Source organism: Bacteroides ihuae (genome assembly GCF_900104585.1).
Classification (GTDB): domain Bacteria; phylum Bacteroidota; class Bacteroidia; order Bacteroidales; family Bacteroidaceae; genus Bacteroides; species Bacteroides ihuae.
Window position 1 is genome coordinate 180,598 of record NZ_FNVX01000004.1, and the last position, 15,839, is coordinate 196,436.

General features: G+C 41.0%; 10 protein-coding genes. 7 read left to right on the forward strand and 3 right to left on the reverse strand.

Translation table 11 applies throughout. The features are described 5' to 3' along the window. Positions 1-65: 65 nt before the first annotated feature. The 6 genes from BQ5338_RS01580 to BQ5338_RS01605 all read left to right on the forward strand — a co-directional run bounded on the left by BQ5338_RS01580 (position 66) and on the right by BQ5338_RS01605 (position 11,039). On the forward strand, positions 66-956 hold the full coding sequence (locus BQ5338_RS01580) for an SPL family radical SAM protein (protein ID WP_139265148.1): 891 nt from the start codon (positions 66-68) through the stop codon (positions 954-956). 117 nt (positions 957-1,073) lie between these two features. Beyond that, positions 1,074-2,159, forward strand: coding sequence for a FecR family protein (locus tag BQ5338_RS01585; protein WP_071145079.1), 1,086 nt, complete (start codon positions 1,074-1,076; stop codon positions 2,157-2,159). 112 nt (positions 2,160-2,271) lie between these two features. Further along, positions 2,272-5,574 carry a TonB-dependent receptor gene (locus tag BQ5338_RS01590; protein ID WP_071145080.1) on the forward strand — a complete coding sequence of 1,101 codons (3,303 nt, stop codon included), beginning with the start codon at positions 2,272-2,274 and terminating at the stop codon, positions 5,572-5,574. Positions 5,575-5,594: 20 nt separating this feature from the next. Then, the gene (locus BQ5338_RS01595; protein ID WP_071145820.1) at positions 5,595-7,154 is read left to right on the forward strand and encodes a RagB/SusD family nutrient uptake outer membrane protein; all 1,560 of its coding nucleotides are present in this window, start codon (positions 5,595-5,597) and stop codon (positions 7,152-7,154) included. A gap of 148 nt (positions 7,155-7,302) precedes the next feature. After that, positions 7,303-9,003, forward strand: a complete 1,701-nt coding sequence (locus BQ5338_RS01600) for an alpha-amylase family glycosyl hydrolase (protein WP_071145081.1) — start codon at positions 7,303-7,305, stop codon at positions 9,001-9,003. Positions 9,004-9,008: 5 nt separating this feature from the next. Then, on the forward strand, positions 9,009-11,039 hold the full coding sequence (locus BQ5338_RS01605) for a kojibiose hydrolase (RefSeq protein ID WP_071145082.1): 2,031 nt from the start codon (positions 9,009-9,011) through the stop codon (positions 11,037-11,039). On the opposite strand, the gene BQ5338_RS01610 is transcribed toward BQ5338_RS01605, so the two are convergent. The 3 genes from BQ5338_RS01610 to BQ5338_RS01620 form a co-directional block, all read right to left on the reverse strand. Continuing rightward, complete coding sequence (locus BQ5338_RS01610; RefSeq protein WP_071145083.1) at positions 10,984-11,601, reverse strand: RNA polymerase sigma factor; 618 nt, start codon at positions 11,599-11,601, stop codon at positions 10,984-10,986. The two genes, BQ5338_RS01605 and BQ5338_RS01610, sit on opposite strands and share 56 nt — an antisense overlap. A 187-nt stretch (positions 11,602-11,788) precedes the next feature. Continuing rightward, positions 11,789-13,381: an OmpP1/FadL family transporter gene (locus tag BQ5338_RS01615; protein ID WP_071145821.1), complete on the reverse strand. Its 1,593-nt coding sequence runs from the start codon at positions 13,379-13,381 to the stop codon at positions 11,789-11,791. A gap of 58 nt (positions 13,382-13,439) precedes the next feature. After that, positions 13,440-14,756 (reverse strand): hypothetical protein, encoded by a 1,317-nt coding sequence (locus BQ5338_RS01620; protein WP_071145084.1) that lies wholly within the window; start codon positions 14,754-14,756, stop codon positions 13,440-13,442. A gap of 211 nt (positions 14,757-14,967) precedes the next feature. Here BQ5338_RS01620 and prmA point away from each other — a divergent pair, with 211 nt between their 5' ends. Continuing rightward, positions 14,968-15,813, forward strand: coding sequence for a 50S ribosomal protein L11 methyltransferase (prmA, locus tag BQ5338_RS01625; RefSeq protein WP_071145085.1), 846 nt, complete (start codon positions 14,968-14,970; stop codon positions 15,811-15,813). Positions 15,814-15,839 lie beyond the last annotated feature (26 nt).

Sequence of the window (15,839 nt, forward strand, 5' to 3'; positions counted from 1 at the left end):
CTTATGAAACAATTTGTCAACATTTAGGTCTATCCTGAATAATGGAAAAAGCACTGGATAAAACTATGACACCCCCCAATTACATCCCCATGCAATGTGCTTCCGCATTAAATAATCTTAAGCGTAAAGTTCCTTACGGATGGGATTTGAATATCTATCGCGGATGTGAACATGGTTGCAAATACTGCTATGCCATGTACTCTCATGACTACCTGAAAGATGGGAATTATTTCGGCAATATCTATGCAAAAACAAATGTTGCAGAGTGGCTCGAGAAAGAATTGCGTGCATCGTCGTGGAAACGGGAGATCGTGAATATTGGTGGGGTAACAGATAGCTATCAACCGGCTGAAGCGCAATATCAACTAATGCCGGACATCCTGAAACTCCTTATCAAGTATAAAACTCCTGCTATTATTTCGACGAAATCGGATCTTATCTTACGAGACTATGAGCTGATTGATCAGCTTTCACGCATTACTTACATCAACGTAGCAGCCACCATCACAACAATGGATGAAGCTGTACGCGAGAAAATAGAACCGGGTGGCTGTACCTCCGCTCGACGCTTCGAGATGCTTAAAACTTTTCGAAAAACAAATGCTTCTATTGGGCTGCATGTGATGCCGATTATTCCGTATCTAACTGATGGGGAGGAGAATTTGGAATCACTTTTTGCACATGCAAAAGATTCCGGTGTGCACTACGCGTTACCGGGAACTCTCTATCTACGAGGAAAGACACGACCTTATTTTCTCGACTTTATTCGAATGGAATATCCTGATATATTTGAAAAGATCAACCAATTATACAAAAAGGGCGGAGCCGGCAAAGAATATAAAGAAGGTCTATATGCCGTAGTGAATCGTCTGCGAAATAAATACGGAATAACAGGCGCCTATTCCGGTATTATAAAAGAGAAAATGTATAAAGAAAAGACTTTGTTCGACGAATAAAAACACTCAAAGCTTTATTTTTCTTCCATAAACTAAAAAAAACTTTCTCCGGTGAGTACAAAAGAAGAGGTAGCCTTGTATAGGGTATAAAGGACCTGTTTTAATACATTCACATCTATGGAAAAGGAGAAAGAAATACCCGCCATTTTTTCAGAAACATCTCAGCGTATACTTAAGGAAGGCGAACCTATTCTAAGTAGCAAAGAGAAGGAAAAGATGTGGGCAAACATTGACCGACGTACCCGGCATATTCCCCGATATATGCAACGCTCTACATGGTATGTTGCTGCTTCCATTGCTATAGTGGCAATAGGCAGTTGGATATTACTATTCAATTCGCCTTTCACAAGCAATCCGTACACTCGCCTTTCCGAATTGGTAAATGTGGATACGTTAAAGTCAACCCAACTTTATATAGAAAATCAACAAATAGAGTTGGGCGAACAAGTGGAAATTCACTGTTTGCCTTCTACCAACCAAGTAGAAGTTAGCTCGCCAAATGGTGCTTCGTTCAAATTATCCGTTCCATCGGGAAAAGGAACCTACATGCAACTGGCCGTGCCTAAAGGAAAACGTGCGCAGGTTATTCTCGCAGATAAATCAAAAATAACCTTGCGAGCACAATCCAAACTAATCTTCCCTTTACAATTTGTTGAGAAAAAACGAGAAGTAAAGCTTGAGGGTGAGGCTTACATGCAGATCAGCCACAACGAGCATCAGCGATTCATCACCCAAACCAATACGATGGAAATATGCGTACTTGGCACAGATTTTTTGGTGGTAGCCTACCCACACAGCCAAGAGCAGTCGGTAGTGCTGGTCAAAGGTTCCGTGCAGATAACTCCCAAAGAAGGGAAAGCAGTAAGAATATCTCCCAACCAGAAATATATATACAACAGTTCTACATCGAGAGCATCATTGTTTAGTAACGTAGATGTTGTACCAATGATTAGTTGGAAAGAAAATCTTCTTATCATACAAAACCAATCTTTAGGCGAAGTACTTAAAACCATTGAAGGATATTACAATGTAAGTTTCAGTTATAACTGGAATGAACTTCAAAGCATACACATTACCGGAAAGCTTGATGTCAGCGTATCTCTGGATGAAATATTAGAGAACCTCTCCAAGATAGCTCCTATCAAAATAGAGAATGACCGAAAAACGATAAAAATTGAAAAAACGAACCTTAAAGATCATTAGCCTATGACATAGAAAAGATATGAACCAAAAGAAAAAAGCTGGAAAATAGTGCGAATATTTCCCAGCCCAAGACTTTGATACTAAAAGTTTTAATAACCAAAATCTATCAATAATGAATAAAAGACATTATCTCTGCAAGTATACAAAATTTCTCTGTAATAAGCTGATGCTTACGAGTTATATTTTGTTTTTCCTAGGTGTAACTGTACAACCTACATACGCCAATACAGATCCGGCAACAGTGACGAAAACCGGAGATATAATAATCAATGTAACCAATAAACCAATACGAGAAGTACTCACTCTGATTGAGAAACAGAGCAAATTTATCTTCGTATATAATAGCGAAAGCGTTAAGCTAAACAAAACAGTAACTTTAAACATCACTTCTACTTCAATAAATGAGGTGATGTCGCTATTACTAAAAGGTACTTCATTAACATACGAAGTATCGGACAGGCAAATACTAATCATACCGGCTACTGAGAAACAGCTCCAAAGCACAAATAGAACAACTGTGTCTGGAGTTGTTTCTGATGAAAATGGGGAGCCTCTCATTGGTGTCAATGTACAAGTAAAAGGAGAATCGAGTGGCACTATCACAGATACTGAAGGCAAATATTCCATGACTGTACCTGCCGGTAAATCGCTTCTTTTCTCTTATATCGGCTACAAGCGTTTGGAACTAAAAGCACAAGCACAAATGAAGGTGCAAATGGCAAGTGATGCTGAAGTGCTTAATGAAGTAGTAGTTGTAGGTTACGGAACAATGAAGAAAAGTGATCTTACCGGTTCTGTATCGGGCGTGAAGGCAAAAGATTTCAATACCGGATTGGTTACATCTCCTTCACAACTCATCCAAGGACGCGTAGCTGGTGTAAATATTACCAATAACGGTGGTGAGCCTGGTGGCGGTGTTACCGTACGTGTTCGTGGCTCCAACTCTATTCGCTCGGGACAAGATCCGCTCTATGTGGTAGATGGTGTGCCATTGGATGCATCAGAAGATCAGCAACCTTCGGGTGCCAGTATTTCAGGCATAGGAAGCACAGGGAAAAAGAATCCGCTGAATTTCTTAAATCCTGATGACATTGAATCAATAGATATCTTAAAAGATGCTTCGGCTACCGCTATTTATGGGGCTCGCGGTGCCAACGGAGTAATTATGGTTACTACGAAAAAGGGAGTAGAAGGGCAAAGCAAAATATCTTACTCAGCTTATGCCAGTGTTTCAGAACTCCCCAGTCAGTACGAGGTGCTTTCAGCCGATCAGTATAGGGCATTTGCCACAGAAAAAGGAGTAACGATTGATGATGGCAAGGCGAACACAAACTGGCAAGATGAGATCTTTCGCACGGCAGTGTCGCAAAGTCACAACTTAGCTATCAGCGGTGGAAGTAAAAGCAGCAATTATCGTGTTTCATTGGGCTATCAAGATCAAGAAGGTATCATCCTGAGAACCGGGATGAAAAAGTATACCGGACGATTTTATCTTAGTCAGAAGGCATTGAACAATCGTTTGCTTATTGAAGCAAGCTTAATGGCTACCCGTACCAAAGATCAACGTGCACCATTGGGCCAATCGGGTGGATACGAAGGTGACTTGCTACTGACGGCTTTGAAGGTGAACCCCACCTACCCTATTTACAACGAAGATGGAACATATTATCAGAAGAGCAAGGATGTAAGAAATCCTGTAGCAATGATTAATCTGACAAACGATAATACGCAAACGGACAGAGTTCTGGCAAACGTTACAGGGACACTGGATATCTGGAAGAACCTGAAATATAAGATGAATGTCGCTTTCGATCAGACGAAAGCGAGCAGAAAGGTGACTCAGGATAAAGAGCTGATTTACATGACCGATAAAGGAACTGTAGACATTAACAATGTGGAATCCGGCAATTATTTGATCGAAAATTATCTGACGTATAACTTCGATATCAAACAGGATCACCATTTTAACTTACTGGCAGGTCATTCTTACCAAAGATTCCGCAACTATTGGTACAGCTTCTCCGAAGATGGATTTGACATTGACAATATAGATTATTTGTATGATTTATCTTTTGGAAATAACACCTCTATAACGGGTTTGTCCGACGTCACAGTGAATGAGTTGCAATCTTTCTTCGGACGTGTAAACTACAACTTAATGGACAAGTATTTGCTCACGGCCAACTTCCGTGTAGATGGTTCTACTAAATTTGGAGACAACAACAAGTATGGATTCTTCCCTTCTGCAGCCTTTGCATGGCGCATGAGTGAAGAGCAGTTCATCAAGAAAATGAACTTCTTTGATAACCTGAAGTTACGTTTTAGTTGGGGTATCACTGGTAATCAGGAAATTCCCAACAAGATTTCACAGATTATGTTGGGAAGTACTGACGGCGCCATACTTGATGGTGGAACAACGGTTGTGCAAGGTATCACGCTAACCAGAACACCCAACCCTAATTTGAAGTGGGAACGTACAGAACAAGCGAATGTCGGCGTGGATTTCGCTATCTTCAAAAATCGCCTGAGTGGAACAATTGATTTATTCTCTAAGACCACGAAAGATGTGCTTTTGCAAGTATATTCCATCGCTCCCGCACCAACAACACAAGTATGGAGCAACGTGCCCGATATGAAGATCGTAAATAAAGGTATAGAAATAGGCCTAAATGGAGTAATCATAGATAGTAAAGACTGGAGATGGAATGCAGGAGTAAATTTCTCATCGATTAAAAACGAAGTAAAGAATCTACCGATGTCATCCATTACCACAGGAAATCCTAGCGGCCCTGGCATCACCGGATTCTCATCACAAATTATTAAAAGTGGCTACCCAATAGGTACATTTTGGGGATATAACTTCCTTGGATTCGACGAAAACGGCAAAAGTCTATATGAGCTGGACAGTGATGGAAGAAAGGTTGAAAAACGCATCGGTAATGCACAGCCGGACTTTTCTCTGAATTTCAACACAACAGTAGCTTGGAAAAACTTCGACCTGAACCTGTACTTCAACAGTGTGGTAGGAAACGATATCTATAACAATCTGGCTAATGTGATAGACAACCTGAGCATGTTTTCAAAGGGAAGTAACACCACCGTTCACGCCACAAAGACTAATGAATCGTTTGATAACGTACTCGATTATTCCAGTCGTTATATTGAAGACGGATCATACCTAAGATTGAGCAGTGCCACGCTGGGATACACAGTGCCATTGAAAAACAAAAAATGGATTAGCAACTTACGCTTCTCATTAACCGGAAATAACCTATTTGTTATTACAAGCTATTCAGGATATGACCCTGAAGTGAACTCCAGTAGAACAAGTAACGGAGTGCCGGCACTAGGTATCGGTTGGACCAACTACCCAATGGCGCGTAGTTATAGCTTTGGTGTCTCTGTAGACTTCTAACAATTAATAAAGAAATGAGTATGAAAAAGATAGCAATTATACTATATACGGCTCTTATCAGCACTTTTATGATAGGCTGTACAGACTTGAAAGAAGAGATTTTGAATGAACAAGATAGTTCGCAGGTCATCTCTGATAGTCAAAATGCAAAGATGATCGTTGCTCCTGCTTACGCTTATCTAAGGGATTTGCAAAGCCGAAGTGGTGTATGGTTGGTGCTGGAGAGTGTAACAGACGAACTCGCTTTCCCTACACGCGGAACCGATTGGAACAATGCTGACTACAGAACCTTGTTTACGCATGAATACACCAGCAAAAACGGTTATATCAAGAACACATGGAACAGCTTTATGCTGGGAATAACAAAATGTAACGTAGCTCTGCAATATCTTACTAAGTTGGAACAAACTGATGAGATAAAGAATTATGTGAATGAAACGCTATTTATCAGAGCACTATGCATGTATCACTTGATGGATTGCTTCGGTCACTTCCCTATGCGTGAATATACCGAAACTGATTATTCCGTTTTACCTAAAATACTAAGCAGAGAAGAGGCTTTAACCAGAATCGTTGATGAATTAAAAACGATTATTCCTCTTTTGAAAGAGAAAGGGGATGTACCTTACGGAAGAATCACCAAAGCTGCTGCCCAAACTCTTTTGGCAAAAGTTTATCTAAACTATCAGGTATATACTGGTACAGCTCCTACTTTCAGCGATGGACAAAGCAAATGGGCAGAAGCGAGTGCACAATGCGATAGCATTATCAACTCCGGAAAATATACACTGGCTGATGATTTTTGGAAGCTGTACTTAGCTTATAATGAGACATATTCGGATCAGACAGAAACTATTTTGCCTATTATATTCAACAATAGCGTAGGCTTAAAAGGCATTCCATGGCTTAACATCACGCTGCACTACAACCAAAAGTTTGGAAATTTCAGTATGTGGAATGGTTGTTGCACTACACCTACATTCCTCAATACGTGGGATACGACCGACCCTCGCTATCAAGACAATCGTCTGAAAAGTCAGGTAGGTTTCAATTTGGGTATTCTCGTAGGGCAGCAATATTCAGCAAGTGGTGCAGAACTATTGACCCGAACCGGAGCAAAACTGATCTTCACACCCGAGTTTAGTATTCAGAATTCGTCAGAAGCTCAAGGAGCACGTGTCGTTAAATATGCTCCGGATCCAACGTCAACGTATGGCAGCAACAGTGAAAATGATTTCCAATACTATAGACTGGCTGATATCTACTTGATGAGGGCGGAAGCTAAATACCGTTCGGGAGATATTGACGGAGCATTAGCAGATATCAACACATTAAGGAGTAAAAGAAACGTTGCCACATACCAAAAAGAAGATCTCAACTTGGAAAAGATCTATAACGAACGCGGATATGAATTCTATTGGGATGGACCTTCACGTCGCAATGACATGGTACGATTCAATCGTTACTCTGAAGCACGATATGAAAAACCTGCTTCAGAAACCTCTAGGATTTTATTTCCTATTCCCATTAGTGCTCGCGAAGCTAACTCGAACCTGGATCAAAATTCTGAATATGAATAAGAAACTCAGTTATAATTATGTTTAAGTAAAAGAGAGCAGACGTCAAGGAAGGTTGGCTTAAAAAAGACCTTTTTAACCAGCCTTTCCTTGTAGTCTCAAATCTTTTTCACAACCTTTGGGGTTGTGAAGACAAAATCGATCGAATAACATGAAGAAATACTTTCTACAGTTTATTATAGTCTCTCTCCTTTCACTCAATGCTCACTCTTCTCTTCGAGCACAAGAAGTAGACTTCATCCTACCTCCATGGATAGAGAAAGCAGTGTTTTATCAGATTTACCCACAAAGCTTTCAAGACACCAACGGCGACGGCATTGGAGACATACAAGGAATCATCAATCGGCTGGATTATGTCAAATCGCTAGGTTGCAACACTGTATGGCTAAACCCCTGTTTTCATTCGGCTTTTATGGATGCCGGTTATGATGTGATTGATTTTTATCGTGTAGCTCCCCGCTACGGAACCAACGATGACTTACGCAAATTATTTGAAGAAGCTCATCAACGAAACATGAGAGTTGTACTCGATCTTGTGGCAGGACACAGCTCAGATCAATCTCTTTGGTTCAAGTACTCTCAACGCAAAGAACATAATCCATATAGCGATCGGTATATATGGACAAACGATTCGACCATCCGGCCGGAGAAATTCGTTGCCGGCAAGTTTGAGCGCAACGGAACATACAGAAAAAACTACTTCGACTGCCAACCGGCTCTGAACTATGGCTACGGAGAACCCGACCCTGCACATCCTTGGGAGGAGCCGATTACAGCCCCGGGACCCACAGCCATGCGTCAGGAGTTAATGCACATCATGGATTATTGGATGCAAATGGGATGCGACGGCTTCAGAGTAGACATGGCCGGCTCATTGGTCAAGAATGATCCTCAATTAGTAGGAACTACAAAACTATGGCACGAGGTACGCCAACATTTTCAAAGCCTCTACCCTGACGGAATCTTACTCGCCGAATGGGGAAATCCACAAAAGGCAATAAAAGTTGGCTTTATGATGGACTTTATCATTCATTTTGGCAACACGGGTTATGATCGCATGATGTTCAATCAAGTTGGTACTTCCCGACGAGATACCTGTTACTTCGACCTCAAAGGAGCAGGCAATCCAGATCCATTTATCAACAACCTTTACGATTGTCTTAATGTGATAGGCAATAAAGGGCACATCTGCATACCAACCGCTAATCACGATTTTCAGCGGGCAAACTGTGGACCGCGTAATACGCCGGAACAACTAAAGGCTTCACTTGCTTTCTTCCTGACCTTGCCGGGAGTACCATTAATCTATTACGGTGATGAGATAGGAATGAAGTTTATCGACGGCTTGCCCAACAAGGAAGGGAGCATGCTATCCAAAGGCAATCGTGCAGGTTCACGTACTCCTATGCAGTGGGATTCTTCTCCCGGAGCCGGTTTCTCCACTGCATCCATAAAGCAATATTATCTTCCGATTGACACTTGTGCTAATCGACCCAATGTGGAACAACAAGAAAAAGATCCGCAATCCCTACTTAATTATGTACGCTGCTTACTGGAACTCCGCAAAGAACACCCCGCCCTGGCTTGTCGTGGAGAGATACAGTTCTGGCAAGAAGGGAACGACAAATATCCTCTGGTATATGAACGTAAACAAGACTCTGAGCGCATATTAATATGCATCAATCCTTCGGGTAGAACTGTCAAAACGGAAAGAAGCTACACCCGTTCTTTCCGCAAGCTGACTCCTCTATTAACAACAGGCGGCAACATTGAACTGAAGATCAAACTGAAAGGAAAAAAGCTTCGACTAAGTGTTCCTCCTTTATCCATAGGCATTTATAAAATACAATAACCACCATGAAAAAGTACATCCTTTGTTTATTTTCTCTTATCGCAATCGGAATCCACGCGCAAGATCCGTGGAAGATAAAAGTGACTGATATAAACTCTGATAATTACTACGGAGTGACTGTGGCCAATGGAATGCTTGGTCTTGTTTCCTCACCGGAACCACTACGCACAAGCAATGTAGTGCTGGCAGGTAGTTACGATAAGTATGGACGGGGAAGAGTTAGCAATTTCTTAAACGGATTTAATATGCTCAATACTTCACTTTCTATCAATGGCAAAACGATTCGTAGAGAGAATATCAGCAACTTTACGCAGGAGTTGGACATGAAGCAGGCCATGCAGCGCTCTTCATTTAGTTTTGAAGATAAGGCAGAGGTTACCTACTCCTACCTTGCGCTACGCCAACTACCCTACTGCGCCATGTTGGTCGTGGAAATCACTCCTCGTACAGACATCACTATCGGGGTAGCAAACATACAAGAGACACCGGATGCCTTTCGTAACAATCAGATGTATTACAACGAAATAAATCGTCAACATGCATCGATTAAGTTATTATCAACGCAGGCAGAAAGTCCTACAGGGAAGCTAAAAATATGTGCCTCATCTGCATTCATATTCTCGGAATCAGCAGATGATGAACCGCGAGTGATGCATAGCACGCCAAACAATAATAACCACAACATGCGTTTCTCTAAGCAATTGAAAAGTGGTGAAACATACAGATTCTGTGTTGTTGGTTCTACAATCACTTCGGCACATCATCCTGACCCGATGAATGAAGCAGAACGACTGACAATCTTTGCCTACCTCGAAGGTTACGAAAGACTGATTGAGCGGCATACCCAACAGTGGGACGAGCTATGGCAAAGCGACATTGAAATTGAGGGTGACGCACAGTCTCAACAAGATATCCACAGCATGATCTATCATCTATATTCTTTCGTACGCGAAGGATCAGCACTCTCTATCTCCCCAATGGGGCTATCAGGTTTAGGTTACAATGGACACATCTTCTGGGATGCCGATACATGGATTTTTCCCGCCTTGTTGATGCTGCAACCTACACTGGCCGAATCATTGATTAATTATCGTTTTAATCGTTTGGAAGCAGCTAAGCAAAATGCCTTTGAACATGGGTATAAAGGAGCTATGTATTCATGGGAAAGTTCGGATAGTGGGTTTGAAGAGACTCCTGTATGGGCTTTATCCGGAACCTTTGAGCACCACATATCTGGCTGCGTGGCTCTTGCAGCATGGAATTATTATCGGGTAACACAAGATCGTAACTGGCTTGAAAAGAAAGGTTTTCCTATTTTAGAATCTACCGCTAACTTTTGGCTAAGTAGAGCAGAAGCAGATAAAGAAGGTACTTATCACATTCGCAATGTAGTGGCTGCAGACGAATGGGCAGAGAATGTAGACGATGATGCTTATACTAACGGAGTAGCGAAAGTCAACTTAATGGCAGCCGCACAAGCAGCACGTATACTGAAACAACCACTCAACACCCAATGGGAAAAAGTTGCATCCAAACTGATCATTCATCAATTTGCAGATGGAGTGACCCAAGAGTATAGCACTTACAAAGGTGAGAAAATAAAGCAGGCTGATGCAAATCTGTTGGCTTACCCCTTGGGACTAATATCCAATCCGGCACAGATAAAGAAAGATCTAGCTTTTTATGAAGTACGTGTTCCCGAAAAAGATACCCCTGCCATGACTCAGGCCATTTTCTCGCTGCTCTATGCCCGTCTGGGAAATGCAGAGAAAGCCTGGCATTTCTTTCAGGATGCTTACTTACCGAACCTTAATCCGCCTTTTCGGGTGATAGCTGAAACGAAAGGTGGTACAAACCCTTATTTCGTGACAGGTGCGGGTGGTGTGCTTCAAAGTATTATGATGGGATTCGGAGGACTAGAGATCACAGACAACGGTGTAACGCAAATAAAATCGACTCTCCCACCTCATTGGAAAAAACTTACTTTGAAAGGTATTGGAGCAAAACGAGAGAAATTCCTAATTCAGAAGAAGTAACTGATTGACGAAGTTTAAGAAGTGCACGATGCAATAAGTTTCGAGTAGATTGATAGTTCATGCCCAGCAGCGCAGGGAGTTCACTCAGCGGGACTTCCTGAATATAGTAGAGGTAAACAGCCTCACGTTGACGAGGCGTAAGTTCTTTCAATGCCAACGCTAATTGCTGCCGTTGTTCATCACTATAATCAGAGTCGTCCTCATCATCAGAAAGGGGTTGCGCCAAGAGTTCAATTTCAAAGTGCACATCCTCTTCTTTATTATCTAGCGACAGCAACATTCTTGTTTGCAACTTATTAATAAGTGCACGCTTCATTGCCATAAAAAGATAGCCTTTCACATAATCCGTATCACTCAGGTTAGCACGATTTTGATGTAACTTTACAAATACATCCTGAATAGTATCCTTCACCAATTCCCTATCAGCGGTGATTTTCTTTCCGTAAGCGTACATTGCATCCGAATACAAATGAAAAAGCCGGGCAAACGCATCCCTATCTCCGGCCAGAAAATCTTGCCAAAGAGTTCTTTCTGCAGAGAGCGGATTACTACCTGTATTCATGAATTAATCATAAGACGACCTAGATATCTATTACCTTAACCTTATTATCATAATAGGTTTTACAAAAATGAGTATTATTTCCCGAACATCCAACACTAACAAGAACATTTGGAATAAAAAACCCCGAAGGCCGTTACGCACTCCGAGGTTTTAGACACACAAAAATTATCTACGGAAACTATCTGTTTTAGAATCTCATGCCTAAGGTTAATAAAACCTGACTCTTTGTATTTGTTACTTTAGTTGCATTAGGAGCCACAATACCATCAGTAGAATTGTTATAAAATGGATAAAAATCTTCCTTATAAGTATTGTATTGGTAAGCTAAATCAGTATAAAATACTTGCCCACGATATCCAACACCTATCGTATAATTATTGATTGCTTTTATATTTGAAAATTCGGTATCCGTGCGTATACTATTCAATGCCAACGGCTTAAACGTATCGCTATACATTGATGAAGTAATATAGTTATAGCCTAAGCGAAATGCAAATTCAGGAATGAACTTAAATTCAGCTCCCAGACGCATTGTATGCACCCCTTTTAAGCCTGCCTTTATGCCATTTGTCTCAGATGCCATCTTTACTCCGTCATCATATTTCAGTTTAGCTGTAGAGTAATCGCTATATTCATATTCTGCACCCAAAGCTACCGATTTACCAATGGTATAGCCTAAACTCAAATTATATTTCCAAGGAGTAGTCAGCTCATATTTTGTTCTTCCTTCCATTTCATCTCCATACTCATTTTGAGTATATGCTGTTCCGGAAATAAATTTATCTTGTTCTTTGCTGTAAGTATCATAGTCAAGATAAGCCATGCCATTTTCTTCTAACGAATAGAATATTGGAGTATGTATTGCCATTCCTATACGCAAAGGAGATTCGTCGAATGGTCGAGCAATAAAGCCTAATTTAAAATCAACCCCTGACCCATCCAATTTATAATTGTTTCTCAATGTGTAATTCCCATCATCTTCATTATTGGCCATAAAGGTTTCTGAATAAGAAGTATTACGGGTATAGTCAATGCTATAGGCAGTTAGTGTAGCACCCAGATAGAACCGATCATATAAATTGAACGCAACATTAAAATCATAAGCATTTAGTCCTCCCCTTTCTTTGGAATGATATTGACCATTCACTGTGTGCCTGCTGCTTTCAAAATACGGATCATACTCATTTGAAGAGTTAGGGATAATCAAATTAGCTTCGTAAGCTAAAGCTCCCAACCATGGCACATCTGATTGAAAATAAGCATTTTTACCTATCAAAATATCCGGTGCCAAGAACTTCGAATTGTCATTTACAGTAGAGGCAAATAAGTTCGTTTGCGACATCTTGTAACTATCATTCATCGTCATATCTTTATCAAATGATTTCAGCTTATGATAGTTAAAGCCAAAATTAACAAATCTCAACCCACCGTTATTACTAATCTTATTCGTGATCACAAACCCTGCATTATCAAATGAGCCATGAATTTTATTGATTTCCTTTGTACTCTGACTTGAGACTGATTTGGCATTTGTATTATTAAAACCAAAAGACATCATTGCATCATTACTTCTATAGATACCAATACCTGCAGGATTGGTGCCCATTGTTGAGATATCGCCACCCAGAGCTCCCATTGCACCACCCATACCAACAAAACGGGCAGTTCCATTCAAATCACTTCCCATAAGTCGGTTAGCATCATACAACGTTTGAGCATTTAAGGCAGAAGCTCCTCCTAAGGCACATACTGCGGCTATTATTAGTTTTATCCTTTTCATGATTTCGAACATTTATCAATTTAAAATAGAGAATATTTAAACTTTTCCCAACTACATCTTATCTTCTACGACTGCCACCACTTGAAGATGAGCTACTTCCACTCGAACGAGATGAACTACTAGAAGAACTACTACTACTCGAACGAGAAGAACTGCTACTACTCGGCGAATAACTCCTGGAAGAAGAAGAACCGCTATTATAAGAAGAGCGTCTACTACTCTCACCTGAAGAATAAGTACGAGTCGGACTAGAAGAAGAACTCCCACGCGAGTAAGAGGAGCTTCTTACACTACCTTCAGAATTACTGCGTACGGGTGAATATGTCGACGAAGAAGATCTGCGAGAACTATTAGTCCTACTATTACCACCACTACCAACTTCGTCGTAAGTAATACGGCTACGAGTGCTACTAGGTCGAGTATAAATTGTTCTCCGCGATGAAGATGCATCTGTACGACTAGTCACTCCCGGACGTTCACCTGTTTCACGAGTTCCAATTACTCTACGAGATGTGCCTGACTGGTAAACTCTAGCATCACGGGGTTGAGAATCCCTACTATAGCTACTGCGACGACTGCTAGCAGAAACACCGCTATTTCCTCTATCATTGGCATATACAGCACGTCGATTGTTATAATAGACGTTGCGATTATTATTAGCCCAATGACCACCTCCATTCCAGTATCCGGGATAGGAACCGTAGCCACCGTAACCCCATGAGCCACCGTAGCCCCAAGAGCTGCCATAATAACCACCCCAGTAGCCGGAATTCCATCCTCCGTAATAAGAAGGATACCCCCAACCATATCCATATCCGAAGGAATTATATCGCCAATCCCACCAAAGCCTGTTGGTGTATGTAGGGAATGCGTAAGCATACATGCCATCGGTATATACATTCCAGTCCCATGAATTGGTACCATAAACAATATCCCAATAAAGTGGACTGCTGATTGATATTGCATAGCGAGGATTGCGGAAACGGATAATGCGTTCGGCATATTCATAATCATCACCTGAGCCATTGAAACCACTCACCCATTCGCCATCCAAATCGGATTGAGCCTTTTCCTTCACATACAAAGTATCATCATTCACTACAAAGTCATTATCAGAAGAGTCGTAGCGACGATTATATTCATCTATATCACGCGCATTTCCTTTACGATCCTGAACCACCACAGTGGTACCCGGAGTTGTGTAAACACGAGTAGTAGTATTAACTCCTTTCTTTTTCTGTACTGAAGAAGTTTTTTCTTCCTGAGCCGCTTTATCATCCTTCTTGGGGGTGTAATAAAGGTCGTCATAGCTTTGTGCCATCATAGCCAATGGTAGGCACAAGGCAATTAGCAATAGAAAAACAATCTTTTTCATAATCTCACGGTTTATATAGTTACTAATTCTATTTCTTCACGTTACAAAGATAAACAAGGAATGTACCATAACAGAGAGATTTTCCCCAATTAGTTATAGGGATTTCCCTAAATACTCTATCTTTGTGATTGATGGCAAGCTATCCTCTTTATTCAAATAATAACAGCAAGGTCCATAAGCTTGTTTATTAACGATTAATAAAATTCTCTCAATGAAGTATTTAGAATTTATCTTCCATACAGATCCATGTACCGAAACAGTAAACGATGTATTATCAGCCATGTTGGGCGAAGCGGGATTCGAAAGTTTTATAGAATCCGAAGGTGGGCTAACAGCTTACATCCAACAAGGCATCTTCGACGAAAAAAAGGTAAAAGAGGCCATTGCTTATTTTCCGATAGAAAACGTTCGCATCACCTACTCCTGGCAGGAAGCCGAAGATAAGAATTGGAATGAAGAATGGGAAAAAAACTTCTTTCAGCCAATAGTGATTGGAGAGAGATGTGTGATTCATAGCACTTTTCATAAAGATGTTCCACAAGCGGAATATGACATTCTTATCAATCCTCAAATGGCCTTCGGAACGGGGCATCACGAGACAACAAGCCTCATCATTAGTGAGTTGCTCGATGGTGATTTGAATGGCAAGTCATTGCTCGACATGGGATGTGGTACTTCCATCTTGGCCATTTTGGCACGTATGCGTGGCGCACATCCCATTACTGCTATCGACATCGACTCATGGTGCGTGAATAATTCAGAGGAAAACATTGCGCTAAATGGCGTAGCGGACATTACTGTAGAATTGGGAGATGCATCAGCACTAAAAAACAGAAAACCGTTTGATGTCATCATTGCAAATATCAACCGAAATATACTACTCAACGATATGGAAGCTTACGTTGGTTGCCTGAAAAGACAAGGCGAACTCTATATGAGTGGCTTTTATACTGAAGATATTCCTCTGATCAGAAAAGAGGCTGAAAGACTGGGGCTACAGTTCATTGAAAGCAAAGATAAGAATAATTGGGCCGCTGTGAAATTTCTATTTGCTTAGACTTTTGTCATAATTCATAACCATTG

Bases quoted from the DNA above. Each gene is read 5' to 3' on its own strand.
- BQ5338_RS01580 (WP_139265148.1), top strand. From the start codon at position 66: ATGACACCCCCCAATTACATCCCCATGCAATGTGCTTCCGCATTAAAT.
- BQ5338_RS01585 (WP_071145079.1), top strand. From the start codon at position 1,074: ATGGAAAAGGAGAAAGAAATACCCGCCATTTTTTCAGAAACATCTCAG.
- BQ5338_RS01590 (WP_071145080.1), top strand. From the start codon at position 2,272: ATGAATAAAAGACATTATCTCTGCAAGTATACAAAATTTCTCTGTAAT.
- BQ5338_RS01595 (WP_071145820.1), top strand. From the start codon at position 5,595: ATGAAAAAGATAGCAATTATACTATATACGGCTCTTATCAGCACTTTT.
- BQ5338_RS01600 (WP_071145081.1), top strand. From the start codon at position 7,303: ATGAAGAAATACTTTCTACAGTTTATTATAGTCTCTCTCCTTTCACTC.
- BQ5338_RS01605 (WP_071145082.1), top strand. From the start codon at position 9,009: ATGAAAAAGTACATCCTTTGTTTATTTTCTCTTATCGCAATCGGAATC.
- BQ5338_RS01610 (WP_071145083.1), bottom strand. From the start codon at position 11,601: ATGAATACAGGTAGTAATCCGCTCTCTGCAGAAAGAACTCTTTGGCAA.
- BQ5338_RS01615 (WP_071145821.1), bottom strand. From the start codon at position 13,381: ATGAAAAGGATAAAACTAATAATAGCCGCAGTATGTGCCTTAGGAGGA.
- BQ5338_RS01620 (WP_071145084.1), bottom strand. From the start codon at position 14,756: ATGAAAAAGATTGTTTTTCTATTGCTAATTGCCTTGTGCCTACCATTG.
- prmA (WP_071145085.1), top strand. From the start codon at position 14,968: ATGAAGTATTTAGAATTTATCTTCCATACAGATCCATGTACCGAAACA.